Raw genomic sequence first — 16,018 nt, forward strand, 5'->3', positions numbered from 1 at the left:
CACGTCAATTCACTTAACGCACTCGGACACTTCCATAAATATTTAGCTGCTTGCACACGGGTCAACATTTTATTGGCGAGACAATAAGCCATTTCATCTAGTTGCTTGTTATATCTAGGTTCAAGAAACCATTGGCAAGTATCTGTATCGAACGCAGCTAGGGTTTGTTGCGCAAGGTTACAGAAAGTTTCGATGTGTTCTATACCGTCAGGTCCTAAACAACCTGGTTCAAGTCGGTATAGCACAATTAATTTATTATCAAACATACTAAGCGCGCATCCTATGCGTAAATAATTGAACTGATTTACAAATTTTCCAATCTGAAAGGCTAACTATTAGAAAGTTAACCTTCTTTTGCATTTATCATAGCCTGTTTGAACTTATCAATATAGTTTTCAATTGGCACAATATCTTCTTTTAAACGTCGGTTTCGTCCTAATAAAGATGATTCAACAAATAACTCAAACCAAGCAGATAATGCTTCACCATTTTTAGGTTCATTAATTGCGTTAAATGCTAATGCCGCAACTTCAGCGGTCGAAAGTTGAAAGTCATGACTGCCTTTTCTTAGTTCATAAGTGGCTAGTGTTTCTGGTGTGAAAGACAATAAAGGCAATTCATGCAAGTAAGTACTTTTGCGGAACATTTTGATAGCTTGACGCCAACTACCATCCAATAAGATTAATAACGGTATTTTGCTCTGTTGTGCCGTTATCTGTGCGTCAGTTAACGCATTATCAGCTATAGATGATTGAACCAGTTGATTAATATGCTCAACCACTCGCTGTCCTTCTTGCGCATACTGCGCAGGAAAAATTAACAAAGGTTGATATTTGGGATCGTTGATCATCTCCACCATTTGCTTATTGGGCTCTTTACGTGACCATAAAAAAGCACTGGTGTTAGGGACGGTATCCGCAATTAATCGACCACTATTTGTTGGTTTAAGTACTTCATCATCATACATAATCAGCATAAAGTGCGCTGAAGTATTAAGGTACTGCCTATGCTCACAAGTACAAAATATCTCACCCAACAAACACCAAGGACAACGAATTAGCTTCATTCCTCTGGCAGCAAAAGGCTTAGTCGATATAGACTTTCTGTATTGGTAAAGACGATGTACAGCGTGCTGCTGCTCTGAAGGTAAAGCTAACATGACAAACTCTCTTGCGAAGGCTACTTAGGAAGGCACGACTGATATCAAATCGTAAATAGCATGAGTAAACCTAGGAAATAAAAAGCTAACACATCGATTATTCAAACTAATTATTTACAATAATAGTTTAAAGGCGACGCATTAGCTTTCAAATAAATTCATCTTTAAAGATAAATTTGATTAACTAAAACTAAATCACAAGATTCTTCTGAGCAAGAAATCAGCTTTTAAGCGTTTAATTCTAGTCATAATTTTTTTCACAGGAACCGGATACTTTTGTAGCGTTTCAATTTGACTGTAATGAAAAAGTTTTTCAGTATGAGTTAGGATCAGCTCTTGCTCAGCTTCAAAGTTTTCCTTCCAAGCACCACTTTCATCATGGAGTAATAAACCATTTTCAAGATCTAATGCCCATGCTCGAGGGTTCAGATTAGAACCTGTGATCAGGTGTTTTCTACCATCTGCGCTGATACCTTTTAAATGGTAGCTGTTGATGCCATTTTTCCAAAGGTGAATGCGAAGCTGTCCATTCTCAACTGCCCACTGCTGACGCTTTACAAACTTACGTAAAGACTGCTCATACATGTAAGGCAACGCCCCAATGGTAGAGAACTCTTTTTCAGGTGGTATATAAAAGTCGTTTGCGGTTTTATCACCAACAACAATATCGATACTTTTGCCGTTACGAAGGTGTCGAGTTAAAGCACGTACTAATGCATTTGGCGGATTAAAGTACGGAGTACATATAAATAACGACTCTTTTGATTCATCAACTAACTTAACGACCACTTCATTCAGCTTGTTCTTTTTACGCCCAAGCCCTACAAGTGGTGTAACACGATTGCCAATGCGAGTGCTTTCAAATTCATATTTAGAACGACCTAGACGTGTTTTAAAGGTGCGAACGTCATTCTTTTCTGGGCACTGTTCAGGAATGCTGTCTTGCGTTAAAGAACATACTGCTGGATCGCTTACCAAATACTTATGAATGAAAGCTGTCATGCTTCTAGCAAGCTCTGCAGACTCAATTAAGTGATAACGATCAAAACGATACTTTTCAAATTGCTGAAAATAAATATTGTTTATACTCGCACCACTAAAGATAACGGCATCATCAATAATAAATCCTTTAAGGTGCAGAACCCCCATAAATTCGCGTGATTTTACAGGTACCCCTAGGATATCGAACGGAACTTGTGCTTCAGCCATTGCTTTCCGGTACATAATGTAATTACCACTGTCGCCTTTGTGACCTATAAGTCCACGACGAGCACGGTGATAATCTACCAGCACAACAATATTTAATTCAGGGTTGGCAGCCTTTGCGGCTAATAACGCATTTAATACTTCTCGCCCTGCTTCATCATCCTCTAGATATAATGCAGCAATATAGATCGAGTTCTTCGCGTTTTCGATACGTGTCAGTAACTCAGTTCGAAACTGAATAGGATCTAATAACCACTTTAATGATTCAGCTTGTAATGCGATACCACCTAGCTTGTCCAGCAAGGCAACCTCCTTAAATAATGCTCAATGCAATTCATTGAGTTCGACAGTCCTGCCTGTTTAATATGTAGATTTAGCATTGAAGTCCTATTCAGTGATGTTCTACTGATGCTTCATACTCATTGCTAAAACTAACCTAAGTCGATTAAACGGCGCTTTTGAATTGCCGCAATAACTGTTTAACAAAATATTTGGAAATAGAAATTACCGACTTAACTGCTTTCGAGCAAGGTTTTTCTTAACTTAAACACCCGTTTGGTTAGTTTATGAGAAACAATTAATATATTTGGGATCAAACTCTAACGATTTACTCACGATGATGACCAGTTCTTTACAGTAAAAAATAAGCATTCTCTGCCAAAATCAAAGATGTTTAATGTAAACCTGAAGTAAATAACGTATTTTAACACTATCCATATTAAGTGTATTTTATTATGTCATTTGTTTATAGCGTTCTATGTTTACCACTCATTACCCTGACTGTTAGTTTTAGTGTCGCAGCAGGCGACTACTTAACTAAGATGATGAATATCATCAGCCCACCCCAATCACAATTAGCTGTAAGTGTGTGGGATGTAGAAACTCAGCAAGATGTTTATAATTTAAATGATAATACCTTGATGCTACCCGCCAGTATTCAAAAGCTCATCACTGCAGTAGCTGCAAGTCACCAGTTAGGTCGTGACTTTCGTTACCATACCCAGTTAACTTACAATGGTGAAATGATCGATGAGGTGTTAAATGGCGATCTATATATCCATTTTCAAGGCGACCCCACGCTAAAACGTAAACACCTCAATGAATTAATCAACACATTAAAGCTAAGTGGAATAAACAAAGTCTCTGGCAATGTTTATTTAGTTGCAGCAGAATCAAAACAGACTCGAGCTCCAGGCTGGGCATGGGACGATTTGGGCATTTGTTATGCTGCGCCAGTATCGAATTACATCATAGATAGAAATTGCGTAAAAGCATCGCTATCACCCTCTAAAGACTCTTCTACTGTATCCATAAAGCCTATTTACCCGATAACAATGACATCAACGGCAACATTTGATGCAAGTATTGAGGTTAAAGAAGCACAGAAACATTTTTGTGAATTGCATATGCAGAGATTTGACAACAATCATTACCAATTAGATGGCTGTTACCCTGGGAACAAATCGGTTAGATTAGCCATCGCTGTGAATGACCCCAGCATATATAGCCAAGCTGTCATTGCTGACTTGTTATCAGCAAACAATATTGTATATCAACAAATAAAAACCACATCAAAAGTTAACAAGCAGCAAACTGTTATTGCATCTCACCAATCAGAGTTACTGCCTGAATTGCTTAAAATTATGCTTCAAAAATCAGACAATTTGATCGCTGATAGCTTATTGAAACAAATAGGCAGTAGTTACTTTTATAAAAATATAGATCACACATCTGATCTAAAACTCACACAAACCAAGGATGAACAGCAAAGTGATACCGACAATCACCATCCACAATGGCAAAAAGTAATTCAAAAAGATGGTTTCATCGTAGGAGCCAAGGCAATTGAGCATATCATGCGTGAGTTGGGGCTTCCTTTTATCGAAGCCAATATCGTTGATGGCTCTGGTTTATCTCGCTACAACTTAATTACAGCTAGCCAAATGATGTCCCTGTTACAGTTAATAAAGACCGAACAAGATTTACAATATATTGAAAATTTACTGCCAATCTCTGGTCAATCAGGCACCCTTCGCTATAAAAAATACTTTAACCAGCCTCCATTAAAAAATGAAGTTGCCGCTAAAACTGGCACTATGATCGGTGTTGAGAATTTAGCGGGTTACTTGAATGCAGATAATGGTAAACAGTATGCATTTGTCATTATTGAAAATGGATTAAGCCCTAAGGCCAAAAAAGCCAGACTTGCCCCTTTTAGTGCTTTATTACTACAAACGATCAACGATTTACCATAGTTTTTGAAAGTAGTTATTGAAAGTAGTTACTAAAAAATTTGCTTGAAAGTAGTTACTTAAAATAACTCTTGAAAATAGCTACTTATATCAGTTTCAGTCTATACCTAGTCGTTGTTTACCAATAAAAAAAGCACTTTGTAATGACAAAGTGCTTTTTTATTACTTGATAAACTAAAGGTTTATATAAGCCGTCTGTTTTAAATAAGTCGTTTCTTTTAACTTAGTTTTTTTAAAACAAGTCTGCAGGCATTGCCATAATTGAATCATCACCCTGACTTACTTGAGCCAGATGAAAATCAGCTTTGGGTAATACTTTATCCATAAAGAACTGAGCTACAAATTGTTTTTGTCTAGCAAACTCTTGATCTTCATGCCCATGAGCTCGCTCAGCCATGAGTAATGAATAATAACCATAAAGGGTATAACCAAACGCATCTAAGAAATCTACTGCGCTTGAGTTAATCAAAGCTGGCTGAGATAACTTGTTATCATTGATATGATTGGCAATAGTTAGCAATTTATCAAATCGAGAATTGATGGCTTGTTTATCAGAAGATGAAACATGTTCAAGACAGGCTAGCTCTTCACTAATTTCAGCTACAAAGCTTGTTAGCGTAGCGACATTGTCACCAGTCACTTTACGGCCTAGGAAGTCGATAGCTTGAATGCCGTTAGTGCCTTCATAAATTTGCGCTATGCGAGTATCACGTACAAATTGCTCAATGCCTGTTTCACGAATATAACCATGACCACCGAATACTTGCTGCGCCATAATGGTTGAGTCTAAACCGCGATCAGTTAAGAAAGCTTTTGAAACTGGAGTGAGTAAGCCAACGTATTTAGACGCTTTGGCTTTTACTTCGCCTTCTCCATGTTTGGCTAAATCTAATTGCTTGCCAGTAAACACAGATAAAGCACGGCCAGCATCAGTGATTGATTTGATCGTTAATAGCATACGACGAACATCGCCATGTACAATAATTGGATCGGCAGTAGCTCCTGTAGGTGAACCTCCTGCTGCGACACCTTGTACACGCTCTTTTGCGTAATCTGCAGCCATTTGATAAGCGCCCTGCGCACTACCAAGACCTTGAATACCAATCGCTAAACGTTCGTAGTTCATCATTGTGAACATACACACTAAACCACGATCCACTCGACCAACTAAAAAGCCTTTTGCATTGTCGTAATTCATGACACAAGTAGCAGAGGCCTTTAGCCCCATTTTGTGTTCGATAGACCCAACAGTAACACCGTTTGGTTCACCGAGTGAACCATCATCGTTAACACTAATTTTGGGCACTAAGAATAAAGAGATCCCGCTTGAGTTTGGTAGTTTTGCTAGCACTAAATGAATCACGTTTTCTGTTAAGTCGTGATCGCCACCAGTGATGAAAATTTTGCTACCAGAAATTGAGTAGCTGCCATCATCCAATGGCTCAGCTTTAGTGCGAATATTACGTAAATCAGAACCAGCTTGCGGCTCTGTCATATCCATAGCGCCAGACCAAACACCTGAATACAAATTAGGAAGGTACTTTTCTTTTAATTCATCTGTTGCGTGTGCATTGATACACAAAGCAGCGCCAGCAGTAAGCGAGCTATAAAGGGTAAAAGAGTTACAGGCACTGTAGTTCATCTCATCAACCAATACGCCTAACATTTTAGGCATGCCCATACCGCCAAAATCAGGTTCACCACAAAGGCCTACCCAACCGCCTTCTGAAAACTGTTGATAGGTTTCTTTAAACCCATCAGGTGTAATTACCTTACCATCGACGTGTCTAACTTCTTGCTCATCGCCATTTCGGTTAATAGGTTGAATTAGGTCACGGCTTATTTTGCTCGCTTCATCTAAAATAGCGACTGCTGTTTCCATATCGACCATTTCAGCAATATCAGGCATGCTTTGCCAAGTATTGGTGGCATCAAAAACATTTTCTAATAAAAACTGCATGTCTTTTAAAGGGGCTTGGTAAGGGTTCATATCAGACTCTTAAACAGATAATTAAAACAGTTGTTTCAATTTATACAAAAGTCTAGTCAAACACAAGCTGAATCTACATTTAAAGCCAATATAAATATAATATTTGAATAAGAATATTATTAGTTTTTGGTGTAAGAAATTAGGCTGATGACGGTATAAACTAGGAAATTGAAACATAGGTGTTATTCGCTCAACACCTTTACCTAGCTATCTTGCTGTTGCTCAAAAGCTAATCCTAATAGGGCGAAATATTCCACAATACTCATCATTATTAACTTTCGGTGTTCCATGGTGGGATATATCATTTTAGAAACCGTATCTTGCTTCATTGTTCCTGAAACTAAGTATTGGTTATTAAGGTGTCCATCTGATTCAATAGCAGACTCAAATGCCCTTGCCATTAATTCTGTTGGTTTTGAGAAGTAGTAACTACCTTGCTGTTTATCAACTGCAATAGCCTTTGTAACGTAATCACTCGGATTTTTACCATCCTCGCTTAGTAACACCAATTTGAATAAAGCAGATAATTTGTCATTTAAACGATGCGGTTTTAGTAATACGTCTTTAAGCCATAAATCTGATGCACAAGCGTATTTAAATTGTGAAGCTTCCCTATTTCTTGTTCGCTGACTACCAATATCAAATGCTTTATCGACGATATAATGGTCAAATGCATGCCAAAACTCATGGGCTAATGCTCCTGCACCAGCATTTTTAGCTAACGCTAACTCTCTGGTGGTTGGTGAGTAATGGGCTTGTACACCTTTTTGCCCTCCTCGGCCAAAAAGTAAGTTAAGTGTTTGTCGTAAACCTATAAGGGCCGTTGGGACTTGCAATATTTGAGATAAGTCCGCTAGTGAATCAAACACTAAATTGGCTGCGATTAGAGATTCTTCTTTTGTCACCCACTTGCCGACACTGATATGCCTTAACCCAAAAGTGTGTTTTATGTCGATGAAGTGAGCTTGCTGTCCATCACGATAATCAGCACCATCACGATAATAGTTTGCGTTTTTTAGCACTATAGCGACCTAAATTAAAAGGATTAAAAAGATACCTGTTGTTAATTGGCTTAAGTAATTTAAGAAACGGCCAATAAAAAAGCCTCAAAAAGAGGCTATTTAAATAACTCAGTCATAATTATACAAACTACCACATTAAGTCATCTGGAATCGCATAGTCAGCATAGGGATCATCAGCTTGGTCAACTTGTTCAGTTTGATTGCTACTGCTCTCTTCCCATAAATAACCACACCATTCTGGTACTAATAAATTAACACGTTCAGCTAGTTTATGCGGAACGAGATAACTTTTGTCTTCATGACGTACAATTCCAACAGCACCAGATAATAACTGCCCTTGCAGTTCATCTGTCACATAGATAGATAGAATCTTTTTATCCATCGTAAAGTTAAACTTGATTTCAGCATCCTTTGGAATGCTGATAGCAAACTTGGTAAACTCAGTGATTAAGCCACGTACTTGGCCTTTTTCACTGGCTTCAGCAAAACGTTTTTCATTTAAGGCACGATCTTTTTCAGCCTGAGCTAATTTTTGCTGTGCAATTTGCTGCTTTAAGTCAGCGCTGCCATCATCAACTTTTGCTTTCTTTTGTTTACGTTTTTGAGTTTTAACATCTCGCGCTTTTTGTTTGCTCGCCAATCCTGCTTTTAGCAATTGCTCTTGCAATGCGTTCGCCATTTAAATCACCTTTAAAAAATTTTGTTTTACTGTTCAGGTAAATGTTTTGCTAATGCGTCCATTGCAGCGCCTGCTCCACCTAATGACCAACCGCCATCAACCGGTAATATCGTACCAGTGATATATGAAGCCATGTCAGAAGCAAGAAATAGTGCTGCGTTTGCAATATCTTGTTTTTGACCATTACGTTTAAGTGGCACACTGTCTGCTATCATCGATTTTAATCCTTTACTGGGCGCGAGGCGATCAAAACCTTCTGTATCAGCAATAGGCCCAGGGACAATCGAGTTAACTCTGATCTTGTCTACGCCCCACTCAATCGCTAAGGTACGTGTCAACATATCTACACCAGCTTTAGCGGCGCAAACATGAACTTGCAGCGCCATAGGGACATAAGCTTGAGGCGCCGAAATCTGTATAACACTTGCAGATGAATTGGGTCCATTTTGCTTAATGCCTTTTACTAAAAGTGGGTATGCCTGCTTAATCACTTGAAAGCTGCCAAGTAAATCAATATCCATCACAGACTTGAATCCATTAACAGATAAATCTTTTGCTCTTGCAGGAAAGTTACCCGCTGCGCCGCTTACAAGTACATCAATGTAATCAAACTGAGCTTCAATCTCCGCAAAACCTTTAGTTACAGCTTCAGGATCTCTTACATCAAAACTCACGCCCACATGATGGCCATTGCCATTAACTTGTTTTAACGCATCAACTGCTGCATTTACTTTGTCGATACTGCGACTGGCCACTGCTACGTCAGCACCTTGAGCAGCAAAAGCACAAGCAATACCTAAATTAATGCCACTTGTACCGCCAATAACAACAACCTTCTTCCCTTTATAGTCAAACATTGAGCGCTCCTGCATATTTGTTGATTAACGGTGACAATATAAATTCAATATCGAGCTTATTTTAATGAGTTAACAATTTGATGTAATGACGCTAGTGGATCTGCAGCTTTGGTGATTGGGCGTCCAATCACTAAATAATCGGAGCCGGCAGCTATTGCTTTTGGTGGTGTCATCACGCGATGCTGATCACCGACATCAGCACCAACAGGACGAATACCTGGAGTGATTAGGTTAAAGTCTTTACCAAAGCTTGTTTTAAGCATAGTGGCTTCTTGAGCTGAACACACAACGCCATCAAGTCCAGCTTGATGTGTTAGCGCAGCTAAACGTTTAACATGCTCAGATGCAGGAACATTGATCCCTAATAATGATAAATCTTCATCACTCATTGACGTTAATACTGTTACTGCGATTAGCAAAGGGGCATCATTACCATAATTACCTAAGGCATTTTTTGCTGCCTGCATCATAGCTAAGCCACCACTTGCATGAACGTTCGTCATCCAAACACCAAGATCGGCTGCTGCAGATACGGCTTTAGCAACCGTATTTGGAATATCGTGAAATTTTAAATCAAGAAATAAATCGAAGTCACGATCATGAATATCTTTAACCAATTGCGGCCCAAATAAAGTAAACATCTCTTTGCCTACTTTAAGACGACACATTGTCGGATCAAGTTTATCAATCAGTGATAGTGCCTCATTTTTATTATCATAATCTAAGGCTACTACAATCGGTTTATCTGCCATGTTTACTCCGTAGGGTATTGATTAACGCTAACTTAATAATGATGTGGCTAAACAGTGAAACTTGCAAAACTTTGCTTGCGTATTATTCACCATCTAATCCTTTAACTCGTTTGATACTGCCCCATTCTTTACATGACGGACAATGCCAATACAAACTATGAGCAGGAAAACCACAGGAGCAACAACGATAGCTTGGTCGGAACTTTATCTGTTGCTCTACTAATTTTTCTAACATTGACAAGCTTTGTTTAGCTTGACCGTCTTCGGCCTGTTTAATATGTAACTGCATTAAATGCTGAAACCCTTTCATCGTTGGATTACGGTACAAATGGTCTAACACCATTTTTTCAGCATTTTTAGTATGACCTTGCTCAATCTTATGTTGCGCGAGTGCGATGATAACGCTAGCACCAGCACCTGACTCTAAAGCCTGTTGCAATAATGATTGATAGTTTTCGAGGTCATTGCTATCGCGATAAACTTGGCGAGCAATTCCTATGGCATCAGAAAACAGCTCAATGTCTGCTAGCTTTAACTCAAAGATAGCTTTTTTGCATAAACTGGTTTGATTGGTATCAAGGTAAATTTTGGCAAGGGTCAACCAAGCTCTACCGCATTTGTCATCGAGTTTGATGCCTTGTTGTAATAGTTTGACTTTGTCTGCTGTATCAGTCGCTTCGTCCGCTAGTTGACAATAAAAGTGGGCTGTAATGGATTTTAAGGCTTGTTGACGTTTACGGCTTAAGCCCTTAGTAATGTTAATGGCGTTTTGCCATTCTTTAGTGACTTGATAGATAGAAATTAATTGAGTTTCAGCTTCTTCACTATGATCATCTTGACTGACAAGGTTTAAAAATATTTCTTCAGCTCGATCATAAAACCCTGCAGCTAAATAATCTTTACCTAACTCCATCATCGCTATATCACGTTGCTCGGTGGTAAGACTGGGCCTTGCGATGAGGTTTTGGTGAATTCGGATTGAACGGTCTACTTCACCACGCTTTCTGAATAAAGAACCTAAAGATAAGTGGGTATCAATGGTTTCGTCGTCAACATCTAGCATGGTTATAAACAAATCAACCGCTTTGTCTGACTCATTTGATAGCAAAAAATTAAGCCCGGTAAAGTAGTCTCTACTGAGTTTTTTACTTTGCTGTTTTTGATTCTGTCGTATACTTCTTCGTCCCATATACCAACCGTATCCGGCAGCAATAGGTAACAACAGAAAGAGGATCTCTAGCATATTAAGCGGCGGTATCCTGTACTCTTGGTTCTGAAACTTTGTCGGTTAGCTGCGCTATTGTTTTGTTTCTTTTTCTAAGTACCATTTTGAGTTTAACGATGTAATAGGCTGCGAATAACCAACTCATTATAAAACCAGCAAGAAAAACAAATGCGAGTACGACAGGAAGGCGGTACTGGCCTTCTGCAACAAAATAACTGACCGTAACGATTTGTTCGTTCTTTGCGCCAAAAAGTAATGCAAGAACAAAGAATAACCCGACAATGACAATGGCAATAAATGATTTCACCTGCAGCTCCATTCTATCTGTGAAAAATAAGATCGGAATTTACCAATATAATGATTATCCAAGAATTTTAGCCAACTAACCAGCTTTGCTGAGCAATAGATACAAAAAAGCCTCCAAAAGGAGGCTTTTTAATCAAGCGTTAATCAATGATTAACCGCATCGACACGTTCACGCAGTTCTTTGCCAGGCTTAAAGTGCGGTACATATTTGCCTTCCAAGTCAACTGAGGTTCCAGTTTTTGGATTACGGCCTACACGTGGTGCACGGAAATGAAGAGAAAAACTACCAAAGCCACGGATTTCTATACGATCTCCGCCTTCTAATGTTGTTGCCATTTGCTCCAACATTTCTTTAATAGCACTTTCCACTTCTTTCGCCGACAGCTGCGACTGCCTAGTGGCGAGTTTTTCGATCAGTTCGGATTTCGTCATCCTATACCCTCTATTATCAAGCCAAACACAGTCGCCTAATGGGAAACAAAGTGCGTTTCCCACACAACAGGCGATTTATTACTTACGAGCTGCTTTGAACGCTTCAGCCATTGCATTACTAATAACAGCATCATCTTGCTTGTTAATAGTTGCCATTGCTTCTTTCTCATCTGCTTCATCTTTCGCTTTGATAGATAAGCTGATAGAACGGTTCTTGCGATCTACGCCCATGAACTTAGATTCAACTTTGTCACCTACAGCGAATACTGTAGATGCATCTTCGATACGCTCGCGAGAGATATCTGCAACGCGAAGGTAACCTTCAACAGTTTCAGCTAGTTCAATTGTAACGCCTTTAGCGTCAACAGCAGTAACTACACCATTTACAATAGTACCTTTCTTCTTGTCTGCCAAGTAAGCATTGAAAGGATCGTCTTCAGTTTGCTTAACGCCTAAGCTGATACGCTCACGCTCAGGGTCAACAGAAAGAACTACTGCGTGGATTTCGTCACCTTTCTTGTACTCAGATACAGCGTCTTCGCCAGTACCGTTCCAAGAAATGTCAGATAAGTGAACAAGACCGTCGATGCCACCGTCAAGACCAATGAAGATACCGAAGTCAGTGATAGACTTGATCTTACCAGAAACTTTATCGCCCTTGTTGAAACGAGTAGCGAAATCATCCCATGGGTTAGTCTTACATTGCTTAAGACCTAGAGAGATACGACGACGTTCTTCATCGATGTCTAGAACTAGAACTTCAACTTCATCACCTAAGTTAACAACTTTAGATGGGTGGATGTTCTTGTTAGTCCAATCCATTTCAGAAACGTGAACAAGACCTTCAACGCCTTCTTCGATTTCAACGAAACAACCGTAGTCAGTTAAGTTCGTTACGCGACCAGTAAGACGAGTGCTTTCTGGGTAGCGCTTGCTGATTTCTAACCATGGATCTTCGCCAAGTTGCTTAAGACCTAGTGATACGCGAGTACGCTCACGGTCATACTTAAGAACTTTAACGTTGATTTCGTCACCAACATTAACGATTTCAGATGGGTGCTTAACACGCTTCCAAGCCATATCAGTGATATGTAGAAGACCGTCAACGCCACCTAAGTCTACGAATGCACCGTAGTCAGTAAGGTTCTTAACGATACCTTTAACTGCTTGACCTTCTTGAAGGTTCTCAAGAAGAGCATCACGCTCTGCACTGCTTTCTGATTCGATAACAGCACGACGTGAAACAACAACGTTGTTACGCTTCTGGTCAAGTTTGATAACTTTGAATTCTAATTCTTTGTACTCTAGGTGAGCAGTATCGCGAACTGGGCGAACGTCTACTAGAGAACCTGGTAAGAAGGCACGGATACCGTTTAATTCAACAGTGAAACCACCTTTAACTTTACCATTGATGATACCGATTACAGTTTCAGCATCTTCGTAAGCTTTTTCTAGAACAATCCAAGCTTCGTGACGTTTTGCTTTTTCACGAGATAATTGAGTTTCACCGAAACCGTCTTCAACAGAGTCAAGTGCAACATCAACTTCGTCGCCAACAGCGATTTCTAAAACACCTTGAGCGTTTTTGAATTCGTCAGCAGAAATTGGGCTTTCAGACTTAAGACCAGCGTCAACTAGTACGGTACCGTTTTCGATGCGTACAACTACACCACGTACGATAGAACCAGGACGGAACTCAAGTTCATTTAGGGATTGTTCAAATAGATCAGCAAAAGATTCAGTCATTTTATGATTACTTTCTTTTATAAACCACCATCCATCCTAGATGTGGAGTCAATTAATTTATTTACATCATCCGTGACATAAATGTTGTTTCATAACCTCTCAGAATTAAGAGATTACGTTAAGTTTTTATTGATGTGTTCAAGCACAAGCTCAAGCACTTCATTAATACCTATGCCACTAGTATCAATCACTAGCGCATCATCTGCTGGCACTAAAGGTGAGACAGAACGATTAATATCGCGGTCATCACGTTCAATGATTTCAGATAAAAGGCGATCGATATTAACATCGAAGCCCTTGTCCTGCAACTGTTTATAGCGTCTCTGCGCCCTTTCCTCGGCCGATGCGGTCAAGAAAATTTTAGCTGGTGCTTGGGGAAAAACGACAGTTCCCATGTCACGTCCATCAGCCACTAAACCTGGCGCGCTACTAAAAGCACGTTGGCGACGTAGTAAAGCTTCACGCACGCGTGGGAAAGCTGCAATTTTAGATGCAGCATTGCCACACTCTTGAGTACGAATGCTTACTGAAACATCCTCTCCCTCAAGGATCACTTTAACTGAGTCAGTACCTGTTAAAAACTGCACATCTAAGTGCGCAGCAAGTAAGGTAATAGCTTCTTCATTCTCTAATTCAACATTGTGATGAATTGCAGCAAGGGCTAATACACGATAGATAGCACCGCTATCTAATAAGTGCCATTCTAGTTTTTCAGCAACTAGTTGGCATATGGTCCCTTTCCCTGCACCGCTTGGTCCGTCGATTGTGACTACTGGAGCACGTTCAGACATAAATTCCTCCGAAAAAACAATCTTCCATGAAAGTATAAAAAGGTTCATCAAAATGAGCGGGCGGCATTGTATAACAATTTCGATTAAAAAACTGGAGTATTTTGTCAGTTCACTAACAAGATCAAAACAACGGCAGTATATTGACTGCCGTCATTTAATTGGTGGATGAAATCAACAGCCTTACTGGGCTAAACGATCAAACTCAGTGAAATAGGTAGGGAATGTTTTAGAAGTGCAATCTGGGTCATTGATGGTAATCCCACAGTCAGCAAAGGCTAGCATAGAAAAACACATTGCCATGCGGTGGTCATTATAGGTATCAATGGCCGCAGTATTTAACACCTGTGGTGGCGTAACAGCAATAAAGTCATGACCTTCTTCTACAATGGCACCGACTTTACGTAGTTCAGTTGCCATAGCTGATAAACGGTCAGTTTCTTTAATTCGCCAATTGTAAATATTTGTAATTCGAGTAGTACCTTCGGCAAATAAAGCTGCAGTTGCGATGGTCATTGCCGCATCAGGAATATGATTCATATCTAAATCAACAGCTGTTAGCTTTGCTTGGCGAGCAATAATATAATCATCACCCCACTCAATATCAGCACCCATTTTTTCAAGCACATCGGCAAATTTTACATCACCCTGAATACTTAATTTGCCAACACCGGTAACTTTAACTTCGCCGCCTTGTATTGCACCTGCAGCAAGAAAGTAAGAAGCAGATGACGCATCACCTTCTACAAGAACTTTCCCCGGTGACACATATTGCTGACCTGTTTGTATTTCGAATCTTCGGTAATCATGATTAATCACTTCAACACCGAACTGTGCCATTAACGCAATGGTGATATCGATGTAAGGCTTAGAAACAAGTTCACCTTTAATATTAATATTCACGGTATCTTTCGTTAATGGCGCTACCATCAACAAAGCCGTTAAAAATTGACTTGAAAGATCACCCGCGATTTCAACCTCACCACCATTTAATCCATCAGCATTAATGGTTAATGGCGGAAATCCATCATTCTTAAGATAGCTAACACTGGCACCTAATTGACGTAAAGAATCCACCAAATCGCCAATCGGTCTTTCTTCCATACGCGGCTCACCAGTTAAGGTAAATTCACCAGAACCTAACGTAAGCGCAGCACATAAAGGACGCATTGCAGTACCTGCATTACCCAAAAATAGCGTTTGGGCTTGAGTAGTACTGAGTGGTTTACCTAAACCTTCTAGTTCACATACAGTATTATTTTCTGATAACTGATAGTTAACGCCTAATTGCTTAAGAGACTCCAACATATATCGGATGTCATCAGAGTCCAGTAAATTGGTTAAGGTCGTTTTTCCTTTAGCTAAAGTCGCGAGCAATAAAGCTCGATTAGAGATGCTTTTTGAGCCAGGAATATTGACGACACCGTTTACTTTTTTGACTGGTTCTAGACGCAATTGTTTCATTATGAATTCTTCTTTCATGAGTTCTAGCTAAACGCGAGAATGACTGTAGGCGAAGATAAAGACTAAATTGTCAATTTATCTATACGATTCTGACTTTATTAAACTGATTAATTATTCTTGCCTACAAATTTACTGATTGC

At 39.5% G+C, this 16,018-nt stretch carries 15 protein-coding genes; 1 reads left to right on the forward strand and 14 read right to left on the reverse strand.

Annotated elements, in window-relative coordinates:
- The 3 genes from FNZ24_RS11855 to pssA all read right to left on the reverse strand — a co-directional run.
- The coding region (locus tag FNZ24_RS11855) for a hypothetical protein (protein ID WP_153914694.1) at positions 1–266 on the reverse strand (266 nt) is incomplete at its 3' end.
- A 77-nt stretch (positions 267–343) separates the two neighbouring features.
- On the reverse strand, positions 344–1,159 hold the full coding sequence (locus FNZ24_RS11860; protein WP_153914695.1) for a tRNA-uridine aminocarboxypropyltransferase: 816 nt from the start codon (positions 1,157–1,159) through the stop codon (positions 344–346).
- A gap of 195 nt (positions 1,160–1,354) precedes the next feature.
- Positions 1,355–2,668 carry a CDP-diacylglycerol--serine O-phosphatidyltransferase gene (pssA, locus tag FNZ24_RS11865; protein WP_153914696.1) on the reverse strand — a complete coding sequence of 438 codons (1,314 nt, stop codon included), beginning with the start codon at positions 2,666–2,668 and terminating at the stop codon, positions 1,355–1,357.
- Between the two features lie 431 nt (positions 2,669–3,099).
- Here pssA and dacB point away from each other — a divergent pair, with 431 nt between their 5' ends.
- Positions 3,100–4,620: a D-alanyl-D-alanine carboxypeptidase/D-alanyl-D-alanine-endopeptidase gene (gene dacB, locus FNZ24_RS11870; RefSeq protein ID WP_153914697.1), complete on the forward strand. Its 1,521-nt coding sequence runs from the start codon at positions 3,100–3,102 to the stop codon at positions 4,618–4,620.
- A 229-nt stretch (positions 4,621–4,849) separates the two neighbouring features.
- Here dacB and FNZ24_RS11875 read toward each other — a convergent pair whose 3' ends face one another.
- The 11 genes from FNZ24_RS11875 to aroA form a co-directional block, all read right to left on the reverse strand.
- Complete coding sequence (locus tag FNZ24_RS11875; RefSeq protein WP_153914698.1) at positions 4,850–6,607, reverse strand: acyl-CoA dehydrogenase C-terminal domain-containing protein; 1,758 nt, start codon at positions 6,605–6,607, stop codon at positions 4,850–4,852.
- Positions 6,608–6,810: 203 nt separating this feature from the next.
- Positions 6,811–7,629 (reverse strand): CLCA_X family protein, encoded by an 819-nt coding sequence (locus tag FNZ24_RS11880; RefSeq protein ID WP_153914699.1) that lies wholly within the window; start codon positions 7,627–7,629, stop codon positions 6,811–6,813.
- Positions 7,630–7,756: 127 nt separating this feature from the next.
- Positions 7,757–8,308, reverse strand: coding sequence for a DUF2058 domain-containing protein (locus FNZ24_RS11885; protein WP_153914700.1), 552 nt, complete (start codon positions 8,306–8,308; stop codon positions 7,757–7,759).
- 26 nt (positions 8,309–8,334) lie between these two features.
- Positions 8,335–9,180 (reverse strand): SDR family oxidoreductase, encoded by an 846-nt coding sequence (locus tag FNZ24_RS11890; protein WP_153914701.1) that lies wholly within the window; start codon positions 9,178–9,180, stop codon positions 8,335–8,337.
- Positions 9,181–9,221: 41 nt separating this feature from the next.
- Positions 9,222–9,917: an orotidine-5'-phosphate decarboxylase gene (gene pyrF / locus FNZ24_RS11895; RefSeq protein WP_153914702.1), complete on the reverse strand. Its 696-nt coding sequence runs from the start codon at positions 9,915–9,917 to the stop codon at positions 9,222–9,224.
- An 82-nt stretch (positions 9,918–9,999) separates the two neighbouring features.
- Entirely contained in the window at positions 10,000–11,160 is a 1,161-nt protein-coding gene (gene lapB / locus FNZ24_RS11900) for a lipopolysaccharide assembly protein LapB (protein ID WP_153914703.1), read from the reverse strand.
- 1 nt (position 11,161) lies between these two features.
- On the reverse strand, positions 11,162–11,449 hold the full coding sequence (locus FNZ24_RS11905) for a LapA family protein (RefSeq protein WP_153914704.1): 288 nt from the start codon (positions 11,447–11,449) through the stop codon (positions 11,162–11,164).
- Positions 11,450–11,592: 143 nt separating this feature from the next.
- Positions 11,593–11,880, reverse strand: a complete 288-nt coding sequence (gene ihfB / locus FNZ24_RS11910; RefSeq protein WP_153914705.1) for an integration host factor subunit beta — start codon at positions 11,878–11,880, stop codon at positions 11,593–11,595.
- Between the two features lie 78 nt (positions 11,881–11,958).
- A complete protein-coding gene (rpsA, locus tag FNZ24_RS11915; protein ID WP_259651398.1) occupies positions 11,959–13,647 on the reverse strand; it encodes a 30S ribosomal protein S1 in 1,689 nt (562 codons plus the stop codon).
- Between the two features lie 92 nt (positions 13,648–13,739).
- A complete protein-coding gene (gene cmk / locus FNZ24_RS11920) occupies positions 13,740–14,417 on the reverse strand; it encodes a (d)CMP kinase (protein WP_153914707.1) in 678 nt (225 codons plus the stop codon).
- A 180-nt stretch (positions 14,418–14,597) separates the two neighbouring features.
- Positions 14,598–15,878 carry a 3-phosphoshikimate 1-carboxyvinyltransferase gene (gene aroA / locus FNZ24_RS11925; protein WP_153914708.1) on the reverse strand — a complete coding sequence of 427 codons (1,281 nt, stop codon included), beginning with the start codon at positions 15,876–15,878 and terminating at the stop codon, positions 14,598–14,600.
- Positions 15,879–16,018: the final 140 nt, after the last annotated feature.

Origin of the sequence: Shewanella sp. TC10 (genome assembly GCF_009663145.1) — a bacterium.
Taxonomy (GTDB): Bacteria; Pseudomonadota; Gammaproteobacteria; order Enterobacterales; family Shewanellaceae; genus Shewanella.